This is a genomic window from Planobispora longispora, assembly GCF_016863135.1.
Lineage (GTDB): Bacteria > Actinomycetota > Actinomycetes > Streptosporangiales > Streptosporangiaceae > Planobispora > Planobispora longispora.
Window position 1 is genome coordinate 50,714 of sequence record NZ_BOOH01000008.1, and the last position, 12,195, is coordinate 62,908.

The 12,195-nt window shown below is 72.2% G+C and carries 8 protein-coding genes and 2 pseudogenes; 3 read left to right on the plus strand and 7 right to left on the minus strand.

The features are described from left to right. Positions 1-4: 4 nt before the first annotated feature. Positions 5-808: a purine-nucleoside phosphorylase gene (locus tag Plo01_RS03930; protein ID WP_203889094.1), complete on the minus strand. Its 804-nt coding sequence runs from the start codon at positions 806-808 to the stop codon at positions 5-7. A gap of 107 nt (positions 809-915) precedes the next feature. Further along, positions 916-1,380 (minus strand): gamma-glutamylcyclotransferase family protein, encoded by a 465-nt coding sequence (locus Plo01_RS03935; protein ID WP_203889133.1) that lies wholly within the window; start codon positions 1,378-1,380, stop codon positions 916-918. Positions 1,381-1,495: 115 nt separating this feature from the next. On the opposite strand from Plo01_RS03935, the gene Plo01_RS03940 reads away from it, so the two are divergent. Continuing rightward, positions 1,496-2,890: an NAD(P)H-quinone dehydrogenase gene (locus Plo01_RS03940; RefSeq protein ID WP_203889095.1), complete on the plus strand. Its 1,395-nt coding sequence runs from the start codon at positions 1,496-1,498 to the stop codon at positions 2,888-2,890. A 201-nt stretch (positions 2,891-3,091) separates the two neighbouring features. On the opposite strand, the gene Plo01_RS03945 is transcribed toward Plo01_RS03940, so the two are convergent. Beyond that, on the minus strand, positions 3,092-4,798 hold the full coding sequence (locus Plo01_RS03945; RefSeq protein WP_203889096.1) for a histidine kinase N-terminal 7TM domain-containing diguanylate cyclase: 1,707 nt from the start codon (positions 4,796-4,798) through the stop codon (positions 3,092-3,094). Between the two features lie 171 nt (positions 4,799-4,969). Further along, entirely contained in the window at positions 4,970-6,616 is a 1,647-nt protein-coding gene (locus Plo01_RS03950) for an alpha/beta fold hydrolase (protein WP_203889097.1), read from the minus strand. A gap of 310 nt (positions 6,617-6,926) precedes the next feature. On the opposite strand from Plo01_RS03950, the gene Plo01_RS03955 reads away from it, so the two are divergent. After that, positions 6,927-8,726, plus strand: coding sequence for a glycosyltransferase (locus Plo01_RS03955; protein ID WP_203889098.1), 1,800 nt, complete (start codon positions 6,927-6,929; stop codon positions 8,724-8,726). Positions 8,727-8,799: 73 nt separating this feature from the next. Here Plo01_RS03955 and Plo01_RS39970 read toward each other — a convergent pair. The 3 genes and pseudogenes from Plo01_RS39970 to Plo01_RS03970 form a co-directional block, all read right to left on the minus strand. Next, a pseudogene (locus tag Plo01_RS39970) lies at positions 8,800-9,438 on the minus strand (alginate O-acetyltransferase AlgX-related protein); the annotation flags it as partial. A 25-nt stretch (positions 9,439-9,463) separates the two neighbouring features. Next, positions 9,464-10,015: pseudogene (locus tag Plo01_RS41265) on the minus strand (alginate O-acetyltransferase AlgX-related protein); the annotation flags it as partial. Then, a complete protein-coding gene (locus Plo01_RS03970) occupies positions 10,015-11,454 on the minus strand; it encodes an MBOAT family O-acyltransferase (protein WP_203889101.1) in 1,440 nt (479 codons plus the stop codon). The gene Plo01_RS03970 and the pseudogene Plo01_RS41265, both read right to left, overlap by 1 nt. A 246-nt stretch (positions 11,455-11,700) precedes the next feature. On the opposite strand from Plo01_RS03970, the gene Plo01_RS03975 reads away from it, so the two are divergent. Next, entirely contained in the window at positions 11,701-12,183 is a 483-nt protein-coding gene (locus tag Plo01_RS03975; RefSeq protein ID WP_203889102.1) for a trypco2 family protein, read from the plus strand. Positions 12,184-12,195 lie beyond the last annotated feature (12 nt).

Here is a 12,195-nt window from a genome sequence, read left to right on the forward strand (position 1 = left end):
CCGGCTACAGCTTGTTGACGACCTGGGCGAGGAGGGCGCCCATGCGGGTGGCCGTGGCGCGGCCCACCTCCAGCACCTCCTGGTGGTTCAGCGGCTCGCCGACCAGGCCGGCCCCCGGGTTGGTGACCAGGGAGATGCCGAGCACCTCGGCGCCGCCCTCGCGGGCCGCGATGGCCTCCAGCACGGTGGACATGCCGACCATGTCGCCGCCGATGGTCCGGCACATCTGGATCTCGGCCGGAGTCTCGTAGGTCGGGCCGCGGAAGGCGATGTAGACGCCCTCGGCCATGGCGGGCTCCACCTCGCGGACCAGGGTGCGCAGCCGCCGGGAGTAGACCTCGGTGAGGTCGATGAAGGTGGCCCCGGTGATCGGGCTGGCGCCGGTCAGGTTGATGTGGTCGCTGATCAGGATCGCCTCGCCGACCTTCTGGGTCTCCGGGCGCAGGCCGCCGGCGGCGTTGGTCAGCACGACCGTGCCCACCCCCGCCTTGATCGCGGTTCGCACCCCGTGCACGACCGGATCGACCCCGCGCCCCTCGTAGAGGTGGGTGCGGCCGAGGAAGATCAGCGCGTTCTTGCCGGACTCGGTCCGCACGACGCGGATCCGGCCCGCGTGGCCGGCCACGGCGGCGGGCGTGAAACCGGGCAGGTCGGTCACCGGGATCTCGGCGACGGTCTCGCCGAGCGCGTCGGCGGCCGGGACCCAGCCCGACCCCATCACCAGCGCGACGTCGAAGGAGTCGACCCCGGTCGCGCCCTTGAGCGCGACCGCGGCGTCCGTGGCGAGTGCGTAAGGGTCATTGGTCATCTCACCGAGCGTACTCGCCGGGTTCCGCGGATCACGCCAGGGACAGGCCCTGACGTGGGTTCGACCCGCGCCCCGGCCCGGATCTCCGCCCGGGGCGGGGCCCGGCGCTAGTCCAGGCCCTGGCCGCCGAGGGAGGTGCAGGGGCGGATGCGCAGGGCCTTGACGTAGTCGTCGGGGGCCCCGGCGGTCTCGGCGGCGTCGGCCAGGGTGCCGAGGTAGCGCGCCGAGGGCAGGCCGCCCTCGTAGCCGTCGAGCACGTAGAACCAGGCCACGATCTCGCCGTCCAGGGTCTGAACCCGGAGCCGCACCTTGTGGTAGACCCCGCGCATGGCGGCCTCCCACTCGTCCAGGGAGGTCTCGTCCCACTCGGGGACGTCGTAGAGGACGACGAAGACCTCCTCGGCGGGATCTTCGACGATGGTGGCGAGCGCGCCTCCCCAGGCGAGGTCGTCCCCGCCGAACGTCAGGCGCCAGCCCTGGAGCCATCCCGTCCCCCGCATGGGGGAGTGCGGGGCCCGCTGGGCCATCTGCTTGGGGTCCATGTTGCTGCCGTAGGCGGCGTAGACAGGCACGGCATCCAAGCCTAATCCACGATCACCCGGAAACTCACCCGTCGGCCGGAGATCGCGGGCGTGTTCCACGGGACCTGGCGGCGGGCCGCTCCGGGGATGCGGGACAATGGGGTACGTGACAAGGATCGTGATCATCGGTGGCGGGCCCGGCGGATACGAGGCGGCGCTGGTGGCCGCGCAACTCGGAGCACAGGTCACCGTGGTCGAGCAGGACGGCCCCGGCGGGGCCTGCGTGCTGACCGACTGCGTGCCCTCCAAGACTCTGATCGCGACCTCCGTGCGCAAGCAGGCGCTGCTCGACGCGGCCACCCTGGGCGTGCACTACTCCGGGGGTCCCGACGGCGACGTCGGCACCCCCATCGCGGACATGCCGCTGGTGAACCGCCGCGTCAAGGAGCTGGCCCAGGCGCAGTCCGCCGACATCGCGGCGCGGCTGGCCGCCGAGGGCGTCGAGGTGGTCCGGGCTCCCGGGCGCCTGGTGGACCCGCAGGTCGTCCGGGCGGGCGACCGGACGATCCGGGCCGACGTGGTCATCGTGGCCACCGGCGCGACCCCCCGCATCCTGCCCACCGCCGAGCCCGACGGGGAGCGCATCCTCACCTGGCGGCAGATGTACGACCTGGAGGAGCTGCCCGAGCACCTCATCGTGGTCGGCTCCGGCGTCACCGGCGCGGAGTTCGCCGGCGCCTACCGCTCGCTCGGCTCCGAGGTCACCCTGGTCTCCTCGCGCGACCGGATGATGCCGAACGAGGACGCCGACGCCGCCGAGGTCCTGGAGGAGGTCTACCGGCGCCGCGGGATGAACGTCATGGGCCGCTCCCGCGCCGAGTCGGTCAAGCGCACCCCCGACGGCGTGGTCGTCACCCTGGAGGACGGCCGGACCGCCGAGGGCAGCCACTGCCTGATGACCGTCGGCATGGTCCCCAACACCGCCGGGATCGGCCTGGAGGAGGCCGGGGTCACCCTGGACCGGGGCGGGTTCATCCAGGTGGACAAGGTCTCCCGCACCTCCGCGCCCGGCGTCTACGCCGCCGGCGACTGCACCGGCGTGCTGATGCTCGCCTCGGTCGCCGCCATGCAGGGTCGCATCGCCGTCTGGCACGCCCTGGGCGAGGCCGTGCAGCCGCTCCGGCTGGCCACCGTCGCCTCCAACATCTTCACCGACCCCGAGATCGCCGCCGTGGGCATCGCGCAGAAGGCGATCGAGTCCGGGGAGATCGACGCCAACGTGGTCAAGCTCCCGCTCGCCACGAACGCCCGCGCGAAGATGCAGGGCTTCCACGACGGCTTCGTGAAGCTGTTCTGCCGCCCGCACACCGGCATCATCCTGGGCGGCGTCGTGGTCGCCCCGCGCGCCTCCGAGCTGATCCTGGCGGTCTCGGTGGCCGTGCAGCAGCGTCTCACCGTGGACCAGCTCGCCCACACCTTCGCGGTCTACCCGTCCCTGTCGGGCTCCGTCACCGAGGCCGCCCGCCGCCTCATGCAGCCGATGACGCCCACCGGCATCTGACGCCACCGGCGTCCGGTCGGGAAGGCGCCCGGCAGCGAGGCCGTCTGGCGTCGCGGGTGTCCGGCAGCGAGGGTGTCCAAGGGTGCTCGCGTCGCCGATGCTTGGCGTCATCCATATTTGTCGCCGCCGATATTTGTCATCGCCGGGTATCCGGCGCCGCCCAAGCGCGGCGTCACCGGTGTCCGATGTCCGGGGCGCGGGTCACGCCGTGTGGCGCCCGTCCGCCCGGAGCGGGATGACGGAGGCGCCCGGGGCGGAGGCCGCGGCCTGCTCGACGCGGTTGCGGCCCAGTTCCTTGGCGGCGTACAGAGCCTCGTCGGCGGCGTCGATCAGCCCGGTCGCGGTCCGGACGGCGGGGAAGGTCGCGACGCCGATGCTGATGGTCACCGAGAGCCGCTGCTCACCGGCCCGGGTCCGGGTCTTCGCCACCGCCTCGCGGATCCCGTCCAGGCGGTTACGGGCCGCCTCGGCGCTCAGACCGGGCATGACGACCACGAACTCCTCCCCGCCCATGCGGGCGACGAGGTCATCGTGCCGGACGGCGGTGGCCAGGACCTGGGCGACGCGGATCAGGACGGCGTCGCCCGCGGCGTGGCCGTAGGTGTCGTTGACCTTCTTGAAGTGGTCGACGTCGACGACGGCCAGGCTCAGCGGGGCGCCGGAGGCGACGGCCTCGTCGATCCGCTCCGGCAGCGTGTCCATCAGGTGGCGGCGGTTGTACAGGCCGGTCAGCGCGTCCCGGAGCACCTGCTCGCGCAGGAGCGCGTTGGCCTCCTCGACCTCCCGGCGGAGCCGGTTGGCCTCGGTGACGTCGTGGGCCGCCAGGGCCCAGCCGATGCAGCCGCCCTTGCGGTCGTGCAGCGGGCTGATCCGCAGGTGCAGGTCGAGACCGCTGCCGCCCACGTCGATCAGGAGCTGCTCCGTCTGGGCCTCCTCGCGCAGCGGCAGATCCGCGCCGAGCGTCTCGGTGATGGACGATCCGGTGAGGGGGGAGTGAGGTCCGGTGAAGGAGGGCTGCGGCCCGGAGAGGGGGGACTGCGGCCCGGGAAGGGCGTTCCGGGGCGGGGAGAGGAGGGCGGGCGGCCCGTCGGGCGGGAGCGCCGCGGCCGGGCGGATCCGCTCCACCAGCCGGCGGGCCGCGGGATTGTGGTCCAGGACCCGGCCGCCCTGGTCGGTCACGATGACCGCGTCGGAGAGCGTGTCGAACACCTGCTGCCGCGCCACCGGGATCTGCTCGGGCAGGGTCGGGTGCGCCACCATCCGGTAGGCGATGATCACTGTGATCGCGAACCCCACGGAGGTCATGTCCGAGTACTGGTTCTCCAGCGGGAGACCGACCAGGTTGATCAGCATCGGCGGCAGTACGGTGCCGAGCGTCCAGCTGTAGATCCAGCGCTGCTCGCGCGGGACCCGGCGCCGGGCCCGGGCCACCCGGACCAGGGCCAGGACGACCACGACGTAGCCGTAGACGACGTGCAACCAGTAGAGCGGCCCGATCTGGAGGATGAGCTCGCCCTGCCAGGCCGCCCGCAGGACGTCGGGGATGAGCAACCGGTGCCACGGGTTGGTGGCGAGCAGGGCGACCAGGATCGCGGGCTCGATCAGGAGCGGCGTCACCGTGCGCCACGAGACCCGCCAGGCGCGGTCCGCCACCGTCGCCGCCAGGGCGTAGAACCCGGCGACGACGACGCACTCCGCCGGGAGCAGGATGCTGCCCCACAGCAGCGCCTTGCCGGGGTCGTCGGTCAGGAAGGCGATCACATCCGAGGCCGCCCACAGCGCGACGCCCGCGGAGAAGAACGACAGCACTGCGAACAGCGGGGCCTGGCGCCGCCGGTTCCAGCCCATGACGGTCACGGAGGCGGCCACCATGGCGGCCAGGCCGAACAGCGGAACCACCAGTAGCACGGTTTCACCGTCTCCTTCTGTCACGCGTCACCGACAATGAGTCACATCGGCAGCGGAACAGGGGAACTGAGCGCAACGGGGCGCGGCGGGTCACCGCGGTCCGGCGCGGAGGCCGCCGGATTCGCCGGGTTCCCTGAGCCCGCCGGGGTCTCAGGGGGCGCCGGACACGACTCAGCCGCGCAGGGGGATCGAGACGTACGAGGGGTTCCCGGCGGGGGAGGAGAAGGTGAGCTCGGCCCCGTCCGGGTTGTGCTCGATGTAGAGCGAGTCGACGGTGTCGACGACCAGGGCCAGCCGGTGGCCGGCCGGGACGTCGTAGGCCGTGGAGAACAGCTCCAGGCTGAGGGGGAAGGGCCTGCCGGGGCGCTCGCCGTCGAAGGTGAACGGCGCGTGCGTGATCAGCTTGCCCCTGCCGAGCGGGCCGACGTCGTACAGGTGGGCGATGACGGTGCCGCGGGCCCGGGTGCTCGTCACCGTGGTGCGCAGCGTGACCGTGCCGCGCACGCGCTGCCTGCTCGCGTACGGCCGCGACTGCCAGACGGCGGCGTGGGCGCGCGGCAGCAGGGGGACCACCGTCTCCGGCGGGGCCTTGGCGAGCTGGTCGAGGGCGCTGGAGAGGAAGATCAGCCCGCCGTTCGCGCCGGAGTCGGTGTTGGCGGAGATCCGGCGGGTTCCGGTGAGCGAGACCTTCGCGGTGGTGGAGGGAACGGCCTTCCAGCTGGGGTACCCCTCGGCGCGGCCGCCGGTGCGCGGCGTCAGCCGTACGGGCCGCTCCCGGTCGATGCCGTTGTCCTCGCCCTTGAGGTGGTGGCCGAGCCAGCGGCGGCAGTTCCGCCAGACGTCGTTCGGCAGTCCCAGCAGGCCGGTGGCCTCGGGGGTGGCGTGGTCGCCGGGGCGGAACTCCAGGCGTTTGGGGACGGTGAGCCTGTCGTAGAAGGCGGCGTACTGGTTGGGCGGGAAGATCGAATCGCCCCAGGCGTTGCCCAGCATGATCGCGGGGCCGTTGGCGTTGATCCTGGACACGTAGGAGCCGGCGGAGCGCTTCCGCCCCCACGCGATCATCTCGGACTCCTTGCTCAGGTCCGAGGTGAAGAAGGCCTTCATGTACCGCTGGAGATCCGCGCCGGGGCGGCCGGTGATGAATCCGCTGCCGACGAGGAGGGCCGAGGCCTGGGAGTGCTGGGTCCGGCCGCTGTAGATGGAGTCGACGAGATCCGCCCAGCCGCTCATCGCGACGACGGCCCTGACCCGGCGGTCGAAGGCCGAGGTGAGCAGACTGATGCCCGCGCCGTAGGAGATGCCGGCCATGCCGACCCTGCGGGGATCGGAGGGCGTGTGCCGCAGCGCCCAGTCGATGACCTTGGAGGCGTCGGCGACGTCCCGGGGACCGGCGACCTCGATCTTCCCGCCGGACTGCCAGAAGCCGCGCGAGTTGTAGGTCACCACGACGTAGCCCTCGGCGGCCAGCTTCTGCGCCTGGGCGAGATATTCGACCTGCGGCACGGACCAGCTGGTGGGCAGGACGATGAGGGGATGACGGCGCCCGCCGGCCCGGCCGCCGGGGGTGACGACGTTGGCCGCGAGCTTCGTGCCGCCCTGCCCGGAGACGGTGACGAACCGGATGGACGGCGCGGTCGCGCCGGAGGCCGTCCGCGGGGACGCCGCGCGGACGGGTGCGGCGGGCGAGCCGGTGTCCCCGGTGCGGCCGGTGGACGCGTGGGCGGCGGGGGCGGTCGGGCCGAGGGCGGTCCCGGCGAGCATCGCCGCCGCGACGGCGGCGACGGCGGGGGTGCGCGGCGGGGTGCGGGAGTGGTTCACGGGCCGTCTCCTCACGTCCTTGCCGGTCGATGGCGGCCGGTACGCGTGCGGGAAAAGTGACCCGACGGTATCCCGTGGTGTTACCGCTGGTAACCAGGGAATAAGTTACGTGTGGGTAACAATCCTCGAAGTCCTCCGCGAGCCGGGGTGTGACGGGGGACGCCGGAGAGCTCGCCCACGCCCACGCCCACGCCCATGCCCTTGCTGAGGGTGAGGCCGTACTTCATGCTTTGATGTCGTGCGTCTCGCCTACGCCCTTCGCACTTTCAGGCCGGAGCCCACCGGCGGCGCGTGCCCGTACGTTCGCGGGATGGCGGCGCTCATGGCCGGGGCCGGACACCAGGTCGTCGTCATCACCGAGTCCTCCGCGGAGAGCCTGACGTCGCTCGCGGACGCGGGGGTCGTCATCGTTCCCCCGCTGCCCGCGGACCCGGACTGGCGGTACTTGAGTCCGGTGCACGAGTACGCCGACCGCGTGAGCCGTACCCTCGCGAGCCTGGACGATCCGGTCGACGTGCTGGAGGCTCCGGTGGCGGGCGCGGAGTCCTTCACCGCGGTCCGGGTGAGGAGGCTGCTCGGCGGGCGCAGGGCGCCCGTGGTGGCGAGGCTCACGGTGGCGCCGGCGCCCGCGCCGCCCGTGACCTTCCACGACGACATCCGCGCGTTCGCCGAGGATTACGTCCTGCGTCACTGTGACGCGATCTCCCGCCCCCTCGGAGGGGGAGCCCGCGACCGCGTCCGGGGAGTGTGGCCGACGCCTCTGACCACGGATCCCCCGGCGCGGCCCACGATCGAAGACCCGGTGCGGAGGATCGTCTTCCTCGGTGAACTGAGCAGGACGAGCGGGGTCGAGACCTTTCTCGACGTCGCCGACCGCCTCGCCTCGTTCACCGTCGTGGTGGCCGGTCACGACACTCCGACGGATCCCTTCGGCAGGTCGTACGCGGCGTCGCTGCGGTCGGCCGCGACGATCCTGCGGGACACCGGCGATCTCGACGAGATCCTGGCGAAGCCCGCCATCCTGCTCGTCCCCGACCTGTCGCGGGCCTCCGCCGACCTTCTCGACGCCGCCGCCGCACGGGGCGCGGTGATCGTCGGCGGGGGCGCGTCGGCGCACCCGCACGTACTCACCGTGCCGGACACCTCGCCGCGGGCCCTGGCGGATGCCGTCCTGCGGTGGTCGGACCGGCCGGAGGAACTGGAGGCGTGGTCCCGCGCGGCCCGGCACGGCACACTGCGCCGGTGCCGGCCCGCGGCGGTGGCACGGAGCGCGGAGCGCCTGTACGCGACCCTGCGCGAGCGGCCCCCGCGGGCCCGTCGCGTGTCGAGGCGGCACCGGGTCTCGTTCGTCATCCCGCTCTACAACCAGGGGGCGTTCGTACGGGAGGCCGTGGCGTCGGCGCGTGCCACGCGGTGCGACGGCGCCGACGTCGAAATCGTGGTGGTGGACGACGGCTCGACGGACGACCGGACCAGGAGGGTGTTCGACGGGCTGGACGGGGTGACGAAGGTGCGGCAGCGGAACAAGGGACTGGCCGGAGCGCGCAACGCCGGCATCCGGGCGTCGTCCGGCGACCTGGTGGTGCCCCTCGACGCCGATGACCTGGTCGCGGAGTCCTTCACGGGCAAGGCCCTGGGCGCGCTGGCCGATGACGACGCCCTGGCGTACGTCTCCTGCTACTCCAGGAACTTCGGCCTCTTCGGAGGGGTCCTCGCCGCGGTGGGCAACGTTCCCGGCCTCATGCCGTTCCTCCACACCGACGCCCGGTGCACGAGCCTCTACCGCCGTACGGCCCTGGATCGGGTCGGCGGCTACGACGAGGAGATGCCCGCGTACGAGGACTGGGATCTGCAGATCCGGTTGCGGAAGGCGGGCCTGCTCGGCGACGTCATTCCCGAGGCGCTGTTCTTCTACCGCCGCCACCCCGGCTCGCTCGTGCACCGCTACAGCAACGCGGCGCGTGTCGAGTTGATCCAGTATCTGATGCGCAAGCACGCCGACCTGCTGGAGCCGCAGGGTCTCGATCTGGCCCTCAAACTCATTGATCTATGGCGCAACAAGTTCGAACCCAGCGAGTCGATGCGATTTCGGGATACGAACGACCTTTAGGTGCCGCGTTCCTCGAAGCGGGCACACCAACCGGCGGCGCGGGCATCGGGGAGGCGGGCCCGCCGCTGACGGCTCAGGGCGCCGGGTTCGTCTGCGAGCGGTCCAGGGCGGCGAGCATGACGTCGTCCAGCATCTCGGCGCGCCCGCCGACGAGATAGCGCTCCACGATCTCGAACACCACTGTCTCACTCCGGGCGATCGCCTCCGCGACATGCTCCGGCCCCGCCGTGGCGGGCGCGTCACTGCGCACGTAGGTGACATCGGCGAAGTACGGCAGCACCCAAGGCAGCGAGTTGCGCGTGAACGAGTCGCCGATGAGGAGGGTCCGGGGCTGGTAGAGCGGCGCCCGGTCCGAACGGTTGACGGTACGGAACGACACCGGCAGTCCGCGGTCGTCCTGCCGGACCCGCCGCACGCCGTCTCGGATCAGCCGCCACCGGTCGACGGTCTCCTCGCTGGGTATGCCCAGGAGCCCGCCCAGGTCGCCGTCTCGCGCCGCCTGCCCGGCCCGGACCAGCCGGGTGTCTCGGGACAGGCCGGGCTGGAGGGCTCGGGCCAGTTCCGTGCCGTACAGACCGGCGGAGCGCTCGGTCCAGTGACTGTCGGTCCGCCAGTACGCCGGCGTGCCGGACTCCCGCTGCGCCCGCTCCAGCGGGTCCCGGAGATCCAGGTAGCCGGGCAGGTCCGCCGCCCGCAACGCGGCCCAGAACTCCTGCTTGCGCTTTCGGAGGCAGGCCTGGCCGGAAGCGTTCCGGCAGCCGGCCGGGGTGAACCGTGGTCTTGTCGGGGGCCACGGTGAACAGGAACCGCCTGCCGGATCTTCGCACGATCTCGGCCAGGCGGCGCAGGCGTCGCAGAGTCTCGGTGATGGACCGGCGCGGCCGGCACGCCTCGGTCACGTCGTCACCGAAGTAGAGCCAGCCGTCACGCCCCTCGATCACCCGCGGATAGTCCGGGGCGCCCGCCGTGCCGTATGAGGGCGCCTCCCGGAACAGGAGTTCCGACAGGGCGGCGTTGGCGCGGACGGCGTGCTGCCGCAGTGGCAGGTGAGCCGACGCCCACGCCTCCACATCCGGCAGGGCCGCCCAGCCGCGCGACAACGCCGGGAACTCCGGCAGCCTGCGGTTCTCGATCTCCACCGCCCGGACGCCCGCGGCGAAGGCCAGCGCGGGCCCGCAGAAGAACAGCGCCGCCGCGAGCATCGTCATCGCTCGTCGCGCCGACGCGCCGCGGCCCTCGGCTGCGCATGGCGCCGGTTCGGCCCGTACAGCGATCATCGGTGTCCTCATCAGAACTGGTAGTACAGGAAAGGGCTGAAAGTGCCGGCGGCGACCAGCGTCGCCGCGTAGGGGGCGGCCGCCCACGTCACCGCGGCGCGCGCCAGCCGCACCGCCACCGGTCCCCGCTCGGCCTGGATCAGCGGGCCGAGCGCCGGCGAGGCCGGCAGCGCCACCACGGTCAGCGCCAGCGCGAAGACGACCATCCGCTGGTGGTTGGCGGCGAATGCGACGAACTCATCGAGTTCGCCCGGCTGCCAGGTGAACATCGCCCGCAGCATGCCCCATGCCTCGGTCATGCTTTCCGCGCGGAAGAACACCCAGCCGACGACGACCAGCAGGAGCGTGGCGCCCCGGCGCAGCACCAGGGCCCAGGCGGCGCCGGGCGGGCGATCCCAGCCGAGCAGCCGTTCGGCCACCAGCAGGGCGCCGTGGTACAGGCCCCACACCAGGAAGGTCCAGTCGGCGCCGTGCCAGAAGCCGCAGAGCACGAAGATGATCATCAGGTTGCGGTGGGTCTTCGGCGCGCCGCCGCGGTTGCCGCCGAGCGGGATGTAGACGTAGTCACGGAACCAGCGGGACAGCGACATGTGCCAGCGCCGCCAGAAGTCGGTGATGGAGTACGCCGAGTACGGCCGGGCGAAGTTCTCCGGAAGCCGGAACCCGAACATCAGGCCCAGGCCGACGGCCATGTCGGAGTAGCCGGAGAAGTCGAAGTAGATCTGCAGGGCATAGGCCAGCGCCCCCAGCCACGCCGTCGGAGTGTTGATCGGGCCGCCGGCGTGCGCGAACGCGGCGTCCGCGACGGAGGCGAGCGAGTCGGCGACGATCACCTTCTTGGCCAGGCCCAGGGCGAAGCGGGGGAAGCCCGCGGCGAGGTCGCCGAGGCGGTCCCGCGCAGTATCGCCGAGTTGCTCGGCGATCTCGTGGTAACGGACGATCGGCCCCGCGATGAGCTGGGGAAACATCGCGATATAAGTGACAAACCGGACAGGGCTTCGCTGGGCGGGCGTGCTGCCGCGATAGACGTCCACCACATAGGACAGGTGATGGAAGGTGAAGAACGATATCCCGATCGGCAGCGCCAAGGTCACGATCGGGCTGTGGCCCAGCCCCAGCGCGCTGGTCAGGGCGTCGATCTGCTCGGTGGCGAACCCGGCGTACTTCCACACCGCGAGCATCGCCACATTCCACCCGACGGTCGCCAGCAGGACACCGCGGCGGGCCCGGGGCCGATCCCGCAGCCGCGCCGAGTCCAGCCCGATGCCGGCCCCGTAGTTGACGACGACGGCCGACAGCAGCAGCAGGGTGTGCGGTCCGGCGCCCCAGGCGTAGAAGAGCAGGCTGGCCGCGGCGACGACCGCGTTGCGGTGACGCCGCGGGAGCGCCCAGGAGGCCAGCAGCGTGGCCGGCATGAAGAACCACAGGAACAACGGGGAGGCGAACGACATCGGGGTCCAGACGATTTCCGGCTCTCGTCCCGATGCCCGTCAACCTCTGACGCGCCGTCGGGAGCGCATCCCGTGGAGCAGTCGCCGCCGTGCCCCGGCCAGTCCCTCCGGGGTGGCCGGGGGAACGGCCTGCCACATGGCCTTCAGCACATCCATGGTCATCCTCCTTGTCGCTCGGGACCCGACGGATCCGGAGACGGGCTCGGCGACTTCGCGGGGGAGCGTCATGCACGCCGCCCTCTCCCGGTGTATGCGGTCACCTGCATTTACCGCGCCGGGCCGGAATCCTTCACGGGGGCCGCCACCGTCATCGCGTCGCCGACGCTCCGGCTCCGTCGCGCCGTCGTCATCCGTGGTCTGCCGATCCTCTGCGTGAGCGCCCTGCGGGCTGGGATACTCGTGCCAACGACGGCCAAGGCGGAGGCGGGCATGGCTGAACTGGGGTTGGCCGAGACGGTGCGGGCGCTGCGCGAAGAACTCGAGGCCGCGGTGGCCGGGTCAGGAGATCAGGAGATCCGGTTCCAGGTGGGCCAGGTCCAGCTCGAATTCCACGTCGGCGTCCGCCGTGAGGGAGGGGTGAACGGCAAGGCGCGGTTCTGGGTGCTGGAGGCCGGCACCGAGGGCAGGTACGCCCGCGAGTCCATCCAGAAGGTCAGCTTGACGCTCGAGCCGCTGACCGAGGACGGTCGGCCGGTCCGTGTCAGCCGCGGCTCCGCCGAACGTCCGTGACGGCGTAGTCGG